Raw genomic sequence first — 18,471 nt, forward strand, 5'->3', positions numbered from 1 at the left:
CCTACAACCGACCCTCGCGGCGCAGCAAATCCTGGGCGGACAAACCGCCACCCGAACGCCGGCGCTGGCGCGCGTCGCCGTTATCGGCCTGTCCGCGCGGGTTCAGCTTCTCCGTGGCGGCGTCGGGGTCGTTGCCCTCAGGCCGCATGGACGGGATGGCGGTGGTGGGCTCGACGGCGTCGCCCTTGTCGTCAGAACGGTTGGGGGGCACCGGGATCGCGCGGGTTTCGCCGCCGGACGGTGGTGCCGGCGGCGCGGCGGGCCCCGGGGCGGAAGGTCGCGCCGGTGCGGGCGGGGCGGCATTGGCCGGCCGCTCGTGGGCGGGGTGGTGCGCCGGACTGGCGGGGGCGGCGTTGGGCACCGAGAGGCGCGTCGTCTTAGCCTCCGTGGGCTGACCCGGCCGGGTCTGCAGACGGGTGGTGTTGGCGACATCGGCCGGGGGCGCCGCGGAGCGCATCGCCGCGCCCGCGGGCACTTCCGTGCCGGGCTTGGGTTCGGCCGGCCCCGGACGGGTCGCCCGCGACGGCTCGAGGGCCGCGGGGTGCGTGGGGTCGTGAGGCGGGCGCGGCGCGGCGGCGACCAGGCTGGCCGCCACCGGGGGCCGCGCGGGCCGCCCGTTGAGGGTCGGCCGCTTGCGCTCGTCGGGCAGGTCGATCTCGCCCAGCCCGATCTTGTTCTGCAGGCGCCTCGCCCAGCGCGGGGCCCACCAGCAGTCGTCGCCGAGCAGCTTCATCACCGACGGCACCAGGAACATGCGGACCACGGTGGCGTCCAGCAACAGGGCCGCCATCAAGCCGAACGCCAGGTATTTCATCAACACCAGGTCGGAGAACACGAACGAACCGGCGACCACGGCGAGGACGAGCGCGGCGGCCGTGATCAAGCGCCCGGTGGTCGCGGTGCCGATCCGGATCGCCTCGGCGGTCGACATGCCGCGCTCGCGTGCCTCGACCATGCGAGAGACCAGGAACACCTCGTAGTCGGTGGCCAGGCCGAAACCGACCGCCACGACCAGCGCGATGAGCACCACCATCAGTGAAGTCGGCGTGAAATTCAGCCAATGCGATAGGTGCCCGTCGACGAAGATCCAGGTCAGGATGCCCAGGGTGGATCCCAGCGTCAGCGCGCTCATCAGCACCGCCTTGATCGGCAACACCACCGAACCGAACGCCAGGAACATCAACAGAAGCGTGGCGCTGAGCAGCAGCACCAGCATCAGCGGGCCCTTCGCGGCCAGGCTGTGGATGCTGTCCTGCTCCAGCGCCGGTGTGCCGCCGACCAGCAGGGCGAGGCCCTTCGGCGGGCTCACCGCCCGCAGTTCGCTGATCTTCTTGGCGGCGTCGCTCTTATTGAGCAGGCCGTTCTGGATCACCCGCACCGAACCGTCCTTGGGCACCGTCGTCCCGTTCGGCCCGGCGACGCAGGGGTTGCCGGCGATGGTCGGGCAGGGCCGCTCCTCCCAGGTCTTGTCGGTGAACCCGGAGATGGAACTGATCCGGCTGCGGATGTCGGCCACCTGCTGGTCGGTCACCTTGCTCTGGTTGGTGCTCTCGATCACGACCGTCAGCTGTTCGGTGCGGTATCCGGGGAATTGCTTGTCGAAGTGTTCCTGCGCCAGGCGCACCGGGTTGTTGGGCGGCAGGTACTTCTCGCTCATGCCGCCGAACGACAGGTTGCCCAGCGGGATGACCAGCAGGATCATGCCGACGGCGATCGGGATGGCGAAGGCCAGGGGTCGCTTCATCACCCAGTTGACGAGCTTGCCCCAGAAACCGGCCTCGACCTCCTCGCGGGTCTTGGTCTTCTGCAGCCGGTCCGCCAGCCAGTTGAGGTAGGCGCGCGAGTACTTCCAGTTCCGCAGGAACGGCACCCGGAACGCCGTCCGCACGCCCAGCGCGTCGACGTGGCGGCCCAGGATGCCCAGGCACGCCGGCAAAAACGTGATCGACAGCAGCGCCGCCAGCCCCACCGCCGCGAAGATCGCGTAGGTCAGCGAATGCACGAAGCCCTGCGGCAACACCAGCAGGCTGGCGCTCGAGGCGATGATCAGCACCGCCGAGAACGTCACGGTGCGACCGGCCGTCATGATGGTGCGCCGCACGGCGGCCTCGGTGTCGTAGCCCTCGGCGATCTCTTCCCGGAACCGGCTGACCACGAACAGCCCGTAGTCGATGGCGATGCCGAGGCCGATGAGCGAGACCACCGGCTGGGCGAAGAAGTGCACCGGCCCGAATTCCGCGACCAGTCGCAGGATGCCCAGGGCCCCGGCGATGCTGAGGCCGCCCACGATGGCCGGCAGCCCGGCGGCGATCGCGCCACCGAACACCAGGAACAGCACCACCGTCACCAGCGGTAGCGCCAGCACCTCCATGCGGCGCTGGTCCGTGGCGATGGTGCCGGTCAGTGCGCTGGCGATCGGCTCGAGGCCGGCGAGCTGCACCGTGCCGCCGTCGAGCTTCTGCAGCGCCGGCGCGATGGCCTTGTAGTTGTTGAGGATGCTGTCGTCGTCGTCGCCCTTCAGCGGGATGGACACGAACGTGTGCTTCTTGTCCTCGCTGACCATCCCTTTGATAAGGGGATTCGTGCTCTCCGGCGCCGCCAGCCACCCGGCCCAGCCGACGACCTGGTCGGGATGGTCGGTCTTGAACTTGTTGAGCTCGCCGACGATCTTGTCCCGCCATGCGGCGTCATCGACGGTCTGTCCGCTGGGAGCGCTGAACGTGGCCACGACGTGGCTGGTGCGGTCGCGGCCGTAGGTCTGGTCGCCAAGCACCGAGGCCTTGACGGACTGACTGCCGTCGTCGTAGAAACCGCTCTGGGTGACATGCTTGCCGAGGCTGACCCCGAAGACGCCGCCGAGAAGGCACAGAGCTACCGTGACCCCGATAACGATGTACCGGTAGCGGTACACAGTTCGACCCCACCAGGCGAACACGCAAGCTCCTTACTGGATCGTTAACGACCCGCGCATCGGTCTTCCAGTGTCACACACGCGCGGTCAACAGAGCGGACAGCGGCCGGAACGGCTGCAGCCATGCTCCCTGGTCAGGCAGCGAATCTAGGCCGATTCGCGGCAAGGGCTCCCGGAACACACCGCTGATGTCTTCCAGGTCGACAAAGTCCAAGGTATCCGACGCTAGCGCCCAACTCGCATGTTCGCGAAATCCGATGACTTGAACGGTGACCCCGGAGCGTGCTATCTCCTCCAGCGGTAGACGAAACGCCTGGCCGTCGGCCGAAGCCACCACCAGCGCCGCCAGCCCTTCGCTGCGTCGCAGTTCGATGTGGGCGAGCATGTCGCGGTCGACGTCACTGTCCTCGTCGATCTTCGGTTTGGCGAAGACCGCGAATCCCACGTTACGAAGGGCGTCCACCCAGGGGCGGACCACGTCGGCGCTGCCGGGCGCGATGTTGGTGAAGACGGTGGCCTCGGGTTCGACGACGACGCCCGGCCGGCCGGCACTGATCTCGGCCGTGCGCGCTAGCAACCAGCGCCCCAGGGCGTCGAACCGCGGACGCTCCAGGGCGGTGGGGCGTCGCCCCAGGATCGACCCGAGGCCCATGTCGAGGTTGGGCGCGTCCCACACCAGCAACACGCGCCCGCCCGGCGGTGAGAAGCTTCCGAGCGCATCGTCGGGCAACGCCGGCAAAGGTTCAGCTGCCGTGGTCTGTTCTTCCGCCAGGCTCATGGTCATCGCCTACTCATGTCGTAGCCAGATGAATTCGGTCACGGCGCTGCCCGCCTCGTGGGCTTTCGTCTCGTATTTCGTGGTCGGCCGCACCACCGAGATCGGCAGCCGGCTGCCGGCATCGACGCGACGCAGCCGCGGCTCGGCGTCGCCGACCTCGCCGATGTGTTCGGCGTACCCGGGGTGGTCCGTCGCGGCGTGCAGGACACCACCAGGGAGTAACCGGTCGGCGATGAGGCCAATCGTGCCCGGTTGCAGAAACCGGCGCTTGTGATGACGGGCCTTGGGCCAGGGATCGGGAAAGAACACCCGCACCCCGGTCAGGGAACCGGACGGGATCAGCCGCTGCAGCACCTCGACCCCGTTGCCGCGGATCAAGCGGATGTTGCCGACCCCCTCGCGGTCGATCGCGCACAGGAGTTGCGCCAGCCCGCGCTTGTAGATTTCCACCGCGATCACATCGACATCGGGCTCATCCTTAGCCATTGCCAGCGTGGATATGCCGCTGCCACAACCGATTTCGAGCACCAGCGGCGCCTGGCGGCCAAACCATGCGCGGGTGTCCAGCCGCGGGCCCCCGCCGCCCTCGCCTTCGCCGGCCGGGGCGTCCAGGGATAGGCCCAGCTCCGGCCAGCGCCGCTCCCAAGTCTGCCGCTGGGCATCGGAAAGGGCGGATCGCCGGGAGCGAAAGCTCGATGCCGGAAGGTAGCGCTGGCCGCGACGGTCGTCCGACTCCTCCTCAGGCGCGTCGGGGAACGCTCCCGCCCGGGGTTGCGCATGCATTTGTCCATGGTGGCCCATAACCGAGTGATGTAGCCGCCCCTGGTCCAGATTGATACCCAACAGTTGCCTTCAGCTGGTAACAGTCAATCGGTGGCTCGCATCAAAGTGACGCAAGTGCCACCATTCGGTGGGACCCGACCGGCCCCCGGGTCGGATCCATCGAACCGAACGCAGGACATGAGGGGACGATGAGCGGACAAGGACACCAAGGTTTCGTCGACGAGCTGGCGCGATTCGCCGCCGGCCACGCCGACCCTCGCGTGACGGCCATCGCCGAGCGAACGGCCGCGCCCCTGCGCGCGCTGGTCCGGGGACGCCACGGCGTGGGGTGCGCCACGGTGGCGCGGGCGCTGGACCGCGCCGGAGCCGCCGCGGGGATCTCGGTGACGACCGCCGGCGGTCGCGAAGTCGACGTCGTCGTGTACGTGACCACCGAGGTGGTCAAGCCGGAAGACATCGACGCGATCGCCGCCGCCGCGCGCCCGGTGTTGGCGGTGCTGAACAAAGCCGACCTGGCCGGGTCCCTCGCCCGCGGGGACGGGCCGATCGCGGCAGCGCGAACGCGTTGCGCGGAGCTTGCCGAACTGGTGGGCGTGCCCACGGTGCCGATGGCCGGCCTGCTCGCCGTCGCCGCGGTCGACGACCTGGACGCCCCGCTGTGGGCGGCGCTGCGGACGCTGGCCGCGCACCCCGGGGTGGCCGCCTCCCTCGACGGCTCGTTCGCCGGGTTCATGTCGGCGGACAATCCGGTGCCGGCCGACGTGCGGCTGCGCCTGCTGAACACCCTGGACCTGTTCGGCATCGCGCTCGGGGTCGCCGCGGTCCGGCAGGGCAGGACGGCCGCGCAGGTGCGCGCGCTGCTGCGCCGGACGAGCGGTGTCGACGCCGTGCTGTCCCACATTGCGATCGCCGGCGCCGAAGTGCGCTACCAGCGGGTGCTGGACGCCGTCGCGGAGTTGGAGGCGCTGGCGGTCAGCGACGAGACGATCAGCGGATTCCTGTCCCACGACGACACGGTGGTCGCCCGGATGGCGGCCGCCGTCGACCTGGCGGAGGCGGCCGGGCTGGGCCCGGACCACGGGGAACCGGCTGACTGGGACCGTGACCCGTCCGCGCACCTGCCGCGCGCGGTGCGGTGGCAGCGTTACAGCCGGGTGTCGGCGAGCGAGCTGCACCGCGCCTGCGGGGCGGACATCGCCAGGGGATCGATGCGGCTGTGGTCGCAGGCCTGCGGGTCGCTGCCCGGGGAGACGCTGGGGGACTGGCGATGAGCGCCGACAAGCACGACGATCCGGTCGCTCGAGTCGACGCGCTGGTGGCGAGCATCGGTCCGGAGCTGGATGCGCCCGCCATCCACCGCCGTGACGTGGTGCTGGTGACCGGGCCGTGGATGGCCGGGGTGACGGCGGTGGCCGCGGCGCTGCGCGAGCGGCTGGCGGAGCACAAGTTCGTCGAGTCGGTGGACCTGGGCCCGGGCGAGGCGCCGACGGCGGTGGTGTTCGTCGTCTCGGCGGCGGCCCACCTCACGCAGTCCGACTGTGCGCTGCTGGACGCCGCCGCCGCGCACACCGATGTGGTGGTTCCAGTGGTGTCCAAGATCGACGTGCACCGCGCCTGGCGCGACGTGCTGGCCGCCAACCGCGACACGCTGGCCGCGCACGCGCCGCGTTACCGCGGCGTGCCCTGGGTGGGAGCGGCCGCCTTGCCCGACCTCGGCGAGCAGGACGTCGACGATTTGGTGCAGACGCTGTCGACGCGGTTGGCCGACTCCGAGCTCGCGCGCCGAAACCGGTTGCGGGCGTGGGAGTTCCGGCTCAGGACCGTCGTGCAGCGGTTCGACCGCGACGCCGACGGGGCCGGGCGGCGGGCACGGGTCGACGCGCTGCGCGACGAGCGCAGCACGGCGTTGCGGCAGCGGCGCGAGGCGAAGACCGAGCGCACCATCACGTTGCGCGGTCAGATTCAGCAGGCGCGGGTCCAGCTGTCCCACTTCGCGCGCAATCGTTGCTCATCGGTGCGCAGCGAGCTGCAGGAAGACGCCGCGGGATTGTCCCGGCGCCACATGCCCGGCTTCGAGGCGCACACGCGTGGCCGGCTGGACGAGGTGGTCGCCGAAGTGAACGAGGGCACGGCCAGCCACCTCGCGGATGTCGCGCAAGTGGTGGGGGTCGCGACGACGCTGCCGGCAGTCGAGGAGCTGCCGACGGTCGACGTCCCTCCGCCCCCGCTGAAATCGCGGCGGCACGAGACCTGGCTGATGATGCTGCTGGGCGCCGGGTTCGGCCTGGGCGTGGCGCTGACCCTGAGCCGGTTGATGAGCGGGCCGGCCGCTCGGCTCAGTCCCGCGCTGTCCGTCGTCGCGGCGGTGACGTGCGTGGCGATCGGGCTGGCGGTCACCCTCCTGGTGGTCAATATTCGTAGCCTGCTGCGCGACCGGGCGCTGCTGGACCGCTGGGCGGGCGATGTGACCTCGTCGCTGCGATCGGTGGCGGAGGAGCTGGTGGCGACCCGCGTCCTGGTGGCCGAGTCGGTGCTCAGCAAAGCGGTGCTGGCCCAGGACGAGGTGGAGAACGCCGAGGTGAGCGACCAGGTCAGCGCCATCGACCGCGAGCTGCGCGCCCATGCCATGGCCGCGTCGCGGGCCGCCGCCGCGCGGGAGCGGGAGCTGCCAACGGTGCTGGCGGCCCTGGACGCCGTTCGTGCGGAACTGGGTGAAGCGGGTATAACTTCGGCCACCGATGAAGCGTCCGACGGCAAATTGGACGGAGAAATCGAGGGAACCGAAAAACCGGCTTCTAGGAGCGGCGATGGAGATTCTGACGGATCTTCTGAATCGTTGTTGTGAGAAGGCTTATACCTGCCCGAGACTTCCCCGACAAGGTGCTCACGATAACCTGTAGTTAACGCCACCATGTCAACCGTTGTGTGGGCGACCGCATATGCGATAGGCACCCAAAAGAAGCCCGAGTACGCAGAAGAATTCAGGAGACTTCGATGACCTCAGCGACCATTCCCGGATTGGACACCGCACCCACGAAGCATCAGGGGCTGCTGTCGTGGGTACGGGAGGTCGCCGAGCTCACGCAGCCCGAGCGCGTGGTGTTCACCGACGGCTCCGCCGAAGAGTTCGATCGGCTCGCCGGTCAGCTGGTCGAGGCGGGCACGTTCACGAAGCTGCACGAGAAGAAGCACCCCAACTCCTACCTGGCGCTGTCCGACCCGTCCGACGTGGCGCGGGTGGAGTCGCGGACCTTCATCTGCTCCGAGCGCGAGATCGACGCCGGCCCCACCAACAACTGGATGGAACCGGCCGAGATGCGGGCCGTGATGACCGACCTGTACCGCGGCTGCATGCGCGGCCGCACCATGTACGTGGTGCCGTTCTGCATGGGCCCGCTCGGCGCGGACGACCCCAAGCTGGGCGTGGAGATCACGGACTCGGAGTACGTCGTCGTGTCCATGCGCACGATGACCCGGATGGGCAAGGCAGCCCTGGAGAAGATGGGCGACGACGGGTTCTTCGTCAAGGCGCTGCACTCGGTGGGTGCCCCGCTGGAGCCCGGCCAGCAGGACGTGCCGTGGCCCTGCAACGACACCAAGTACATCACCCACTTCCCGGAGACCCGCGAGATCTGGAGCTACGGCTCCGGCTACGGCGGCAACGCGCTGCTGGGTAAGAAGTGCTACTCGCTGCGCATCGCGTCGGCGATGGCCCACGACGAGGGCTGGCTGGCCGAGCACATGCTGATCCTCAAGCTGATCTCCCCGGAGAACAAGGCGTACTACTTCGCCGCGGCCTTCCCGTCGGCGTGCGGCAAGACCAACCTCGCGATGCTGCAGCCGACCGTCCCGGGCTGGCGCGCGGAGACCCTGGGCGACGACATCGCCTGGATGCGGTTCGGCAAGGACGGCCGGCTGTACGCGGTCAACCCCGAGTTCGGTTTCTTCGGGGTGGCGCCGGGCACCAACTGGAAGTCCAATCCCAACGCCATGCGCACCATCGCCGCGGGCAACACCGTCTTCACCAACGTCGCGCTCACCGACGACGACGAGGTGTGGTGGGAGGGCCTGGAGGGCGAGCCGGATCACCTGATCGACTGGAAGGGCAACGACTGGTACATCCGCGAGACGGAAACCAAAGCCGCCCACCCGAACTCGCGCTACTGCACGCCGATGTCGCAGTGCCCCATCCTCGCGCCGGAGTGGGACGACCCGCAGGGCGTGCCGATCTCGGGCATCCTGTTCGGCGCCCGCCGCAAGACCACGGTGCCGCTGGTGACGCAGGCCCGCGACTGGCAGCACGGCGTGTTCATGGGCGCCACCATGGGCAGCGAGCAGACCGCCGCCGCCGAAGGCAAGGTCGGCACGGTGCGCCGCGACCCGATGGCCATGTTGCCGTTCCTCGGCTACCACGTCGGTGACTACTTCCAGCACTGGCTCGACCTCGGCAAGAACTCCGACGAGTCCAAGATGCCGAAGGTGTTCTTCGTCAACTGGTTCCGCCGCGGCGACCAGGGCGAGTTCTTGTGGCCGGGCTTCGGCGAGAACAGCCGCGTGCTGAAGTGGATCGTCGACCGCATCGAGCACCAGGCAGGCGGCCAGGACACCCCGATCGGCATCGTGCCGACCGCGGCGGACCTGGACCTGGACGGCCTCGACGTCGAACCCGAAGACGTCGCGAAGGCGCTCGCGGTCAACGCCGACGAGTGGCGCCAGGAGCTTCCGCTGATCGAAGAGTGGTTCGAGTTCGTCGGGGACAAGCTGCCCACCGGCGTCAAGGACGAGTTCGAGGCGCTCAAGCAGCGCCTGGCCGACGCCGACTAGGTCGGGCTGACCGCCATCACCCCGCGCGCCGCGAATCGGGGCTCGCCCTCTTCTCGGCGTACATCAGTTCGTCGGCGCGGGCCAGCAGTTCGTCCACGGTCGCGTGCTCGGCGACGGGCGCCTGGACCAGGCCGATGCTGGCGGAAAGACGGTAGGGCCGGTCTCCGGTCTCGTTGAAGGAGCGGAATGCCTCGGCGAGGCGGTCTTTGACCGCAGCGGTCCCATTGTCGCCTTCGGTGACCATGACGCAGAATTCGTCGCCGCCCAGGCGGGCGACGATGTCGGAGTCGCGCCGCACGCCGCGCAGGACCTGGGCGACGTCTTTGATCAGGGCGTCGCCCACATCGTGGCCCTGCTCGTCGTTGACCCGCTTGAGCCCGTCGACGTCCAGGAAGGCGAGCGCGCAGTTGTGACCGAGGTGGTGCGCCCCGCGTAGCTTCTGCTCGGCCAGCAGGTAGAAGCCGCGCCGATTGTTGAGCCCGGTCAGTTCGTCGGTGACGGAGAGCCGACTGATCTCCTCGTTGGCGCTTTCCAGCTCGGCGGTGCGGTCGCGGACCCGCTGTTCGAGTTCGGAGTAGACCTGAACGTTTTCCATGGCGATCGACGCCGAATCGGCCAAGGCCTGCAGCAGGCGGACCTCCTGCTCGGACGGCGGATGGAGGTGGGCCCAGTAGTTGCCGATCGCCCCGATCGGTTCGAGCTTGCGGATCGGGACCATCACCAGGCTCTTGACGAAGGTCGCGCGGTAAATGCCTTGCGGGATGCGCGAATCCCGGTAGATGTCCGGGATGATCGCCGCCTCGCGGTTGAGCATCGCCCAACCGCTGATGCAGGATTCGATGGGGAAGCGGCTGCCCTTCCACAGCGGGGCGATGGCGTCTTCGTCGGCGTAATAGCACTTGTTGTCGTCGCGCAGCACGAGCGTGGCGCCGTCGCAGCCGGTGAGTTCGCGCGCCGAGGACCGGACGATGCGCTGGATTTCGGCCAGGCTGCGCGCCAACGACAATTCCTGGACCGCCTCGAGCAACCGCTCCATGCCGTCCACGTAGTCGTCGAGGCCAAGCCGGTCGGTTGCGGAGCAGCACGGCGCGGGCGCGGAGAGGCGCTCGGCGTCCATGGCGCACCTCCGTACGAGACTGGCCGGGGTGTAAAGCCGGCACCGTCAAGGGACGGTACATTACACCGATCGGCGCCGCACCTGCGCCGATTCGGTCGATCGTACCGTCGGCCGTGACCACTTGACACCCGTCAAGTTTTTCGGCGGTACAGTCTGCGCATGCAGATTCGCGAGTACGTCGGCGCCGCTAAGCCCGCCGTCATTCTTCACCCGTCCGGGACGGTCATCACCTTCGATGAGCTGGAGGCGCGGGCCAACCGGCTGGCGCACTATTTCCGGCGCGCCGGCCTCGTCGAGGGCGACGCCGTCGCGATCCTGATGGAGAACAACGAACACATGCACGCGGTCATGTGGGCTGCGCGCCGCAGCGGTCTCTACTACGTCCCGATCAACACCCACCTGACCGCCGCCGAGGCCGCCTACATCGTCGACAACAGTGCCGCCAAGGCGATCATCGGGTCGGCGGCACTGCGCAAGACGTGCGAGAACCTGGCCGAGCATTTGCCGGGCGGCCTGCCCGGGTTGCTGCTGATCGCGGACGACGACCTCGAGGGGTGGCAGCGGTACCCCGAATGCGTTGCGGGCGAGCCGGACACCCCCATCGACGACGAACGCGAAGGTGACCTGCTGCAGTATTCGTCGGGCACCACCGGCCGGCCCAAGGGCATCAAACGCGAACTGCCGCACGTGCCGCCGTCCGAGGCGCCCGGCATGATGTCGGCCCTGGTCAGCTTCTGGATGAATCCGGATTCGATCTATCTGAGCCCGGCGCCGCTCTATCACACCGCGCCGTCGGTGTGGTCGATGAGCGCGCAGGCCGGCGGGGTCACCACGGTGGTGCTGGAGAAATTCGATCCCGAAGGCTGCCTCGACGCCATCCAGCGTCACCGTGTCACGCACGGCCAGTTCGTCCCGGCGATGTTCACCCGAATGCTGAAACTGCCCGAGGCGGTGCGTAATTCGTACGACCTGTCCAGCCTGCAGCGGGTGATGCACGCGGCAGCGCCGTGCCCGGTGGAGATCAAGAAGCAGATGATGGACTGGTGGGGGCCGATCATCGACGAGTACTACGCCTCCTCCGAGGCGATCGGGTCGACCCTGATCAGCGCCGAGGAGTGGCTGGCGCATCCGGGCTCGGTCGGCAAGCCGATGGCCTGCGAGATCCACATTCTGGACGAGAACGGGAACGAGCTACCGCCGGGCCGGCCCGGCGAGATCTACTTCGCGGGCGGCTACAGCTTCGAGTACCTCAACGACGACGCGAAAACCGCTGCGTCCCGGGACAAACGCGGGTGGACGACGGTCGGCGACATCGGTTACGTCGACGACGAAGGCTACCTCTACCTCACCGACCGGCGCCACCACATGATCATCTCGGGCGGGGTGAACATCTACCCGCAGGAAACCGAGAACCTGCTGGTCACCCACCCGAAGGTGTTGGACGCGGCCGTGTTCGGCGTTCCCGACGACGAGATGGGGCAGCGCGTGCTGGCGACCGTGCAGACCGTCGACCCGGCGGACGCCACCGACGAGTTCGCCGACGAGCTGCTGACGTGGTTGCGAGATCGCCTGGCGCACTACAAGTGTCCGCGCTCGATCGCGTTCGAGGCGCAGCTGCCACGCACCGACACCGGCAAGCTCTACAAGAACGGGCTGATCGAGAAATATTCGGTGTGACCCATGCTCCGGGTGCTGGACCTGTCGAGCCCCCCGGCTGCCGGCCCCGAACCCGGCACCGCGGCGCCGCCGGGGCTGATCCTGGCCTACGGCGCGGCCGCGGACCTCGCCCGCCACGAATCATGGTTGGAGGCGGCGACTTTCACGTTGACCGAAGACCGCTGCGACGATCGCCGGGTGGTCACCGTCGATTCGGTGCCCGGCGCGCTGGCCGAGTTGACCGCGCGCTGCCACAACTGGCCGCAGGCCAGCACTGTCTGTGACGACGTGTTGCGCGGGGTCGACCCGGGTGGGCCCGCGCTACCGGCGGTGGTGACCGAGTCGCTTGCCTATTCGACCTTGCAGGCGGGTCCCGAGTTCGCGCGCTGGCTGCAAGAACGCGGTCCGGCCCGGCTGCCCGACATCGCCGAGCCGGTACGGACCCACCGCGACGGCGACACGATGCGCATCGCGTTCAACCGCCCACAACGCCACAACGCATTCTCCACCGACGCCCGGGCCGCGCTGCTGGAGGCGCTCACCGTCGCGCAACTCGACCCGTCGGTGACCGGGATCGTGTTGAGCGGCAACGGACCGTCGTTCTGCAGCGGCGGCGACCTCGCCGAATTCGGCACCTTCGCCGACCCGGCGAGCGCGCACCTGGCCCGCACCCGGCACAGCCCCGCCCTGGCGCTCGATGCGCTGACCGCCCGGCTCGGCCGCGCCTGCAGGGCGGAGGTGCACGGCCGAGTGCTGGGCAGCGGGCTGGAGATGGCGGCGTTCTGCGGATGGGTGACCGCGCGCGACGATTCGGTGTTCGGGCTACCCGAACTTCAGCTGGGGCTGATCCCCGGCGCCGGCGGGACGCTCAGCGTCACCCGCCGGATCGGCCGGTGGCGCACCGCCTATCTCGTGCTGTCCGGCCGCACCATCGACGCCGGCACTGCGCTGGCCTGGGGCCTGGTCGACGCTATTGACGCCTAAAGCGTTGTCAGAAGCCCGAATACGTGGTGGTCGTGGTCGACGGCATGTTCGAGACGGCGATCACGCCGATGGCGACGTACAGGATCACCATGATCACCGCGAACACCGCGCCGACGACCGCACCGATGATGGCCCACTTCTTGGCGTTGTTGGCCGCCTCCTGCGCCTCGGGGTACCGCCCCTGGGCCCACAGCCCGGACACCTTGGTGGAGTACACGATCGACACGATTCCGATCGGCAGGCAGCACAGTACGGTGCACAGGATCGCCCAGACGAGGTAGTTCTCCGGCTCCGGCTGGCCCTGCCAGCCCGGCTGCGGCGGCTGCCAACCCGGTTGCTGGCCCGGCCAACCCGGCTGCTGGCCCTGCCAAGGCGGCGGTTGTCCCTGCCATTCCGGTTGCTGGCCCTGCCATTCCGGGGAGCCTTCGTAGGGCCCTGGGGGATAACTCATGGCAGCCGACTTTCTTTCGTTGCAGTAACTTTTAATTCCGCGCAGCTTTGCTGAGAAGTCAGGCAAGGATACAGCACGCCCCGACGTCAAGCCCGCACATTCGGACTCGCGCTCAGATACCGCCCCGCGCCACCAACTGTCCGGCGATCACATTGCGCTGAATCTCGTTGGTGCCCTCGCCGACGATCATCAGCGGGGCGTCGCGGAAGTAGCGTTCCACGTCGTATTCGCATGAGTAGCCGTAGCCGCCGTGAATCCGCACGGCGTTCAGGGCGATCTCCATCGCCACTTCGGAGGCGAACAGTTTGGCCATCCCGGCTTCCATGTCGCAGCGCTCGCCGCTGTCGTAGCGCTCGGCGGCGTAGCGGGTGAGCTGACGGGCGGCGGTCAGTTTGGTCGCCATGTCGGCCAGGTAATTGCCCACCGACTGATGCTTCCAGATGGGCCGGCCGAAGCTCTCCCGTTGCTGCGCATAGGCCAGCGCGTCCTCGAGCGCCGCCGTGCCGACACCCAGCGCCCGGGCGGCCACCTGGATGCGGCCCGTCTCGAGCCCCTTCATCATCTGCGAAAAGCCTTCGCCCATCTCACCGCCCAGCACCGCCGACTCGGGTGCCGCGAAGTTGTCGAAGGACAGCTCGCAGGACTCGACGCCCTTGTAGCCCAGCTTGGGCAGATCCCGTGACACCGTGAGGCCGGGCCCGTGCTGGACGAGCACGATCGAGATGCCCCGATGGCGGGGCGTGGCATTCGGATCGGTCTTGCACAGCAGCGCGATCAGCCCGGACCGCCGCGCATTGCTGATCCAGGTCTTGGAGCCGTTGATCCGCAGACCGCCGGGGGCGCCGTCCGCACCCGCAAAAGGCAAGGCCGTCGTCGTCATGTTCTGCAGGTCCGACCCGCCGCCCGGTTCCGTCAACGCCATCGTGGCCCGCAGCTCGCCGGACGCCATCGCCGGCAGGTAGGCCCGCTTCTGTTCCTCGGTCCCGAACAGGGCCAGCAGCTTGGCCACCACGGTGTGCCCGCCCATCGCGCCGGCCAGGCTCATCCAGCCGCGGGCCAGCTCCTCGGTAACCCTTACGTAGCACGGCATGGACACCGGCGACCCGCCGTATTCTTCGGGAATGGCCAGGCCATAGATGCCGATCCGCTTCATCTGCTCGATCCACGCCTCGGGATAGGTATTGGCGTGCTCGACCTCGCGGACGGTCGGCTTGACGTCGCGGTCGATGAACGCCCGCACCGTGGCCACCAGCATGTCCTCTTCGTCATTCACGTGCGATCGCTTCCTCCAGCGTTGATGGTGGCGACCCGCTTCGCCCGGCTTCGCCGCGCTCGCGATCGCCACGAGGTTGATGGTGGCGACCCGCTTCGCCCGGCTTCGCCGCGCTCGCGATCGCCACGAGGTTGACCCTCGATTCCACACCCTGCCAGCATGTGGCGTTGTGACTAGTGACGGGTATGCGGGGATGCGCCCCGGCGGGCCGTACTTCGACGACCTCTCGGTCGGCCAGGTCTTCGACTGGGCGCCGGCGGCGACGCTGTCCTCGGGGCTGGCGGCGACCCACCAGGCGATCGTGGGCGACCGGCTGCGCCTGGCGTGCGATGCCGTGCTGTGCACCGCCGTGACCGGCGTGCCGGGACCGCTGGCGCACCCCGCGCTGGTGTGCGACGTCGCGATCGGCCAGTCGACGCTGGCCACCCAGCGGGTCAAGGCCAACCTGTTCTACCGCGGCCTTACGTTTCACCGATTTCCCGTCATCGGCGACACCATCTACACCCGCACCGAAGTGGTTGGGCTACGGGCCAATTCGCCGAAGCCGGGCCGGGCGCCGACGGGGCTGGCGGCGCTTCGGATGATCACCATCGACCAGGCCGATCGATTGGTCCTCGACTTCTACCGGTGCGCCATGCTGCCGGCCGGTCCGGACTGGAATCCTCACGGCGCACCCGCCGACGACCTGTCCGGAATCGGCGCCGGCGCGCCCTGCCCGGCCGCCGATCCCGCCGCGCACTGGGACGGCGAGGTGTTCCGGAACAAGGTGCCCGGTCCGCACTTTCACCCCGGACTGGCCGGCGCGGTGCTGCGCAGCACCGCCGACGTGGTAACCAGCGCGCCCGAGCTGGCCCGGCTGACCCTGAACATCGCTGCCACCCACCATGATTCGCGGATCAGCGGGCGCCGGCTCGTGTACGGCGGCCATACCATCGGGCTGGCGCTTGCGCAGGCGAACAGGCTGCTGCCCAACCTCGCAACGGTGCTGGGCTGGGAGTCGTGCGATCACACCGGGCCCGTCCACGAGGGGGACACCCTCTACAGCGAGTTGCACGTCGAGTCCGCCGAGCCGACCGGTCACGGGGGCGTGCTGGGGCTGCGGTCGCTGGTGTACGCCGCCGGCGACGTCGCGGGTGAGCCGGACCGCGCGGTACTGGACTGGCGATTCAGCGCGCTGCAGTTTTAGGCGGGGACCACGAGCACAATAGGGAAGGTGAGCTCGGCTACGTCGATGTGGGGGAGCAGCGGGCTGGCCTATCTGACCGGCCTGCCGGACGGGCCGCCCGACTTCTCCCGCGCGAACGTGCTGACCCACGCCCAGCGGGTGGCCGCGGCCGTGGCCGAGCGCTGGGGCATCCCCGTCGATGCCGCCGGCCTGCTGGCCGGGCGGGCCGCCTTGCTGGGCCTGACCCGCGGCGGCCGGGCTTCCGCCGGTGGCGCCACCCGGTTGTTGGGCGCCGCCGACGGCTGGTGTGCGATCACGCTGTCGCGCCCGGACGACGTCTCCGCCGTGCCCGCGCTGGTGCAGACCGATGAGGCGGCCTGCGACCCCTGGCCGACGTTGCAGCGCTGGGCCGCAACCCAACCCCTCTGCGCGATCGTCGAGCGCGCGACGCTGCTCGACATCCCCGCGGCGGGTCTGGGCGAAGCCGCGGCCGCCGCGCCGCGAACGCGGCCACGGGGTGGCCGCGGACCGGCGCGCGACGTCGCGGGGCTGCTGGTCGCCGACCTGTCCTCCATGTGGGCGGGCCCGCTGTGCGGACAGCTGCTGGCACGCGCCGGGGCGACCGTCGTGAAGGTCGAGAGCCCGGACCGCCCGGACGGTACCCGCGGCGGCAACCGGGCGTTCTTGGACTGGATGAACGGTCAAAAGCTTTCGTACTGTGTCGATTTCGACGGTCAAGCCGACGAGTTGCGCGAGTTGCTCACTGCCGCCGACGTGGTGATCGAGGGCTCGCGCCCCGCGGCGCTGACGCGGCGCCGGCTCGGGCCGGACGATGTCGCGCCGGGACGAGGCCGAATCTGGTTGCGCATCAACGGATATGACGATGCCAGGCCGGCGTTCGGCGATGACGCGGCGGTGGGTGGCGGGCTCGTCGGCGTCGCCGCCGACGGACCGGTGTTCTGCGGTGACGCCATCGCCGATCCGCTGACGGGGATGGAGGCTACGCGGGCGGTCGCCGAATCGCTGGGCCGCGGTGGCGGCGAGCTGATCGAGGTCTCGATGGCCGCCGTCGCCGCCGGTTACGCGGCGCTGCCAACGCAGCCGTCGGTCGCCAACCGGCCCGCGCCGCCCCCACCGGTTTCGCCGCCAAGCCGGCCCGCGGCGCGGCTGGGCGCCGATAACGCGGCGGTGCGCAGAATCGTGGCCGAACGAGGCTGCCCGCCATGCTGATTCGGCGGGCCACGCTCCTGGACGGGACGACCACCGACATCCGGGTCGGCGAGCGGATCGACGAAATGGGCGATGGCCTGGTCGCCGAGCGCGGCGAGGGCGTGCTCTACGCCGGCGGCGGAACCGTGCTGCCCGGCCTGCACGACCACCACGTGCACGTGCGATCGGCGGCCTCCGCGCTGGATTCGTTCTTCGTCGGGCCGCCCGGGGTCAGCACCAAAGCCGAACTGACACAACTGCTGTCGAATGCGACGCCGGGTCCCGACGGGTGGATTCGCGCCGTCGGCTACCACGAGTCGGTGGCTGGCGACCTGGACCGGACCGCCCTCGACGCGATGATTCGCAGCTTCCCGGTGCGCATCCAGCACCGCAGTGGGGCGCTATGGATCCTCAACTCCGAGGCGCTGGGCCGGGTCGGGCTCGCCGAACATCCCGACGGGCGCCTGCGCAGCGCGGACCACGGCTGGTCGGACCTGCTGCAGCGGCGCGAAAGCGACCTCGCGGAACTGAGCCGGCGAATCACCGCGACCGGCGTCACCGGCGTCACCGACGCCACCCCGGACCTCGACGCCGATGACATGGTGTCGCTGATGGTGGCGCACCGGCACGGCGAGTTCCGGCCACGGCCGAGTTTCCTGTGCCCGGGTAAGAAGATCCTGCACGACGACCGCCTCGATCTGGACGGGCTGACGGACTGGATCGCCGGTCAGCACGACGCGGACCGGCCGGTCGCCGTGCACTGCGTGACCGCGGCCCAACTCGTGGTCACCATCGCAGCCCTGCGGGCGGCCGGCAGCCATCCGAGGGATCGCATCGAGCACGCGGCCGTCGTGCCCGACGACAACCTGGCCGACCTGGCCGAGCTGGGGGTCACGGTGGTCACCCAGCCCAACTTCGTCGCCGAGCGCGGCGATCACTACCTCGCCGACGTCCCCGCCGCCGAGCATCCCCAGCTGTGGCGGGTCGCCTCCCTACTGGAGGCGACGGTGCCGGTGGCGCTCTCCACGGACATGCCCTTCGGTCATGGCGACCCCTGGACGGCGATGCGCGCCGCGGTCTACCGCACCACCCTCAGCGGCACCGTCCTCAACGCCAACGAATGCGTCTCTGCCCGAGAGGCTTTGACGATGTTCCTAGGGGAGCCGGAGCGACCGGGGCGGGCGAGGACCGTCGCGGTCGGACAGCCGGCCGACCTCTGTGTGCTCAGCGAGCCGCCGGCGACGGCGCTGGCCGAGCTGGACGCCGGCATGGTGGCGGCCACCATCATCGGCGGCGAACTCGTTTACTTCGCGATGTGAC

Annotated in this window: 14 protein-coding genes; 8 read left to right on the forward strand and 6 right to left on the reverse strand. The window is 69.4% G+C overall.

Features of this window, described 5'->3' with window-relative positions:
- Position 1: 1 nt before the first annotated feature.
- From A5781_RS22195 to trmB, 3 genes are read right to left on the reverse strand one after another with little or no spacing between them, the layout of a single operon-like run.
- Positions 2-2,935 carry an MMPL family transporter gene (locus tag A5781_RS22195; protein ID WP_067211967.1) on the reverse strand — a complete coding sequence of 978 codons (2,934 nt, stop codon included), beginning with the start codon at positions 2,933-2,935 and terminating at the stop codon, positions 2-4.
- Between the two features lie 49 nt (positions 2,936-2,984).
- Positions 2,985-3,689: an NYN domain-containing protein gene (locus A5781_RS22200; RefSeq protein ID WP_067212093.1), complete on the reverse strand. Its 705-nt coding sequence runs from the start codon at positions 3,687-3,689 to the stop codon at positions 2,985-2,987.
- Between the two features lie 9 nt (positions 3,690-3,698).
- Positions 3,699-4,490: a tRNA (guanosine(46)-N7)-methyltransferase TrmB gene (gene trmB, locus A5781_RS22205; protein WP_156624946.1), complete on the reverse strand. Its 792-nt coding sequence runs from the start codon at positions 4,488-4,490 to the stop codon at positions 3,699-3,701.
- A gap of 170 nt (positions 4,491-4,660) precedes the next feature.
- On the opposite strand from trmB, the gene A5781_RS22210 reads away from it, so the two are divergent.
- The 3 genes from A5781_RS22210 to A5781_RS22220 all read left to right on the forward strand — a co-directional run bounded on the left by A5781_RS22210 (position 4,661) and on the right by A5781_RS22220 (position 9,296).
- A complete protein-coding gene (locus A5781_RS22210) occupies positions 4,661-5,743 on the forward strand; it encodes a hypothetical protein (protein ID WP_067211974.1) in 1,083 nt (360 codons plus the stop codon).
- The gene (locus A5781_RS22215; RefSeq protein WP_067211978.1) at positions 5,740-7,317 is read left to right on the forward strand and encodes a hypothetical protein; all 1,578 of its coding nucleotides are present in this window, start codon (positions 5,740-5,742) and stop codon (positions 7,315-7,317) included. The genes A5781_RS22210 and A5781_RS22215 overlap by 4 nt, the downstream gene beginning before the upstream one ends.
- A gap of 149 nt (positions 7,318-7,466) precedes the next feature.
- Entirely contained in the window at positions 7,467-9,296 is a 1,830-nt protein-coding gene (locus A5781_RS22220) for a phosphoenolpyruvate carboxykinase (GTP) (RefSeq protein ID WP_067211981.1), read from the forward strand.
- Positions 9,297-9,312: 16 nt separating this feature from the next.
- Here the strand turns inward: A5781_RS22220 and A5781_RS22225 are convergent, their stop codons facing one another.
- A complete protein-coding gene (locus tag A5781_RS22225; RefSeq protein WP_067211985.1) occupies positions 9,313-10,413 on the reverse strand; it encodes a diguanylate cyclase in 1,101 nt (366 codons plus the stop codon).
- Positions 10,414-10,572: 159 nt separating this feature from the next.
- Here A5781_RS22225 and fadD4 point away from each other — a divergent pair, with 159 nt between their 5' ends.
- Together fadD4 and A5781_RS22235 are read left to right on the forward strand one after the other, a co-directional pair.
- Positions 10,573-12,090, forward strand: coding sequence for a fatty-acid--CoA ligase FadD4 (gene fadD4, locus A5781_RS22230; RefSeq protein WP_067211990.1), 1,518 nt, complete (start codon positions 10,573-10,575; stop codon positions 12,088-12,090).
- Positions 12,091-12,093: 3 nt separating this feature from the next.
- Positions 12,094-13,053 carry an enoyl-CoA hydratase/isomerase family protein gene (locus A5781_RS22235; RefSeq protein ID WP_067211994.1) on the forward strand — a complete coding sequence of 320 codons (960 nt, stop codon included), beginning with the start codon at positions 12,094-12,096 and terminating at the stop codon, positions 13,051-13,053.
- A gap of 7 nt (positions 13,054-13,060) precedes the next feature.
- On the opposite strand, the gene A5781_RS22240 is transcribed toward A5781_RS22235, so the two are convergent.
- Both A5781_RS22240 and A5781_RS22245 read right to left on the reverse strand, forming a co-directional pair.
- The gene (locus A5781_RS22240; protein WP_067211997.1) at positions 13,061-13,504 is read right to left on the reverse strand and encodes a CD225/dispanin family protein; all 444 of its coding nucleotides are present in this window, start codon (positions 13,502-13,504) and stop codon (positions 13,061-13,063) included.
- Positions 13,505-13,616: 112 nt separating this feature from the next.
- Positions 13,617-14,777, reverse strand: a complete 1,161-nt coding sequence (locus A5781_RS22245; RefSeq protein ID WP_067212095.1) for an acyl-CoA dehydrogenase family protein — start codon at positions 14,775-14,777, stop codon at positions 13,617-13,619.
- A gap of 193 nt (positions 14,778-14,970) precedes the next feature.
- On the opposite strand from A5781_RS22245, the gene A5781_RS22250 reads away from it, so the two are divergent.
- From A5781_RS22250 to A5781_RS22260, 3 genes are read left to right on the forward strand one after another with little or no spacing between them, the layout of a single operon-like run.
- A complete protein-coding gene (locus A5781_RS22250; RefSeq protein ID WP_156624960.1) occupies positions 14,971-15,963 on the forward strand; it encodes a MaoC family dehydratase in 993 nt (330 codons plus the stop codon).
- Positions 15,964-15,990: 27 nt separating this feature from the next.
- Entirely contained in the window at positions 15,991-17,172 is a 1,182-nt protein-coding gene (locus tag A5781_RS22255; protein ID WP_067212004.1) for a CoA transferase, read from the forward strand.
- Complete coding sequence (locus tag A5781_RS22260; RefSeq protein WP_067212008.1) at positions 17,166-18,470, forward strand: amidohydrolase family protein; 1,305 nt, start codon at positions 17,166-17,168, stop codon at positions 18,468-18,470. Before A5781_RS22255 ends, A5781_RS22260 begins: the two co-directional genes overlap by 7 nt.
- Position 18,471 lies beyond the last annotated feature (1 nt).

The sequence above is a fragment of the Mycobacterium sp. 852002-30065_SCH5024008 genome (genome assembly GCF_001665645.1).
GTDB lineage: Bacteria > Actinomycetota > Actinomycetes > Mycobacteriales > Mycobacteriaceae > Mycobacterium > Mycobacterium paraffinicum.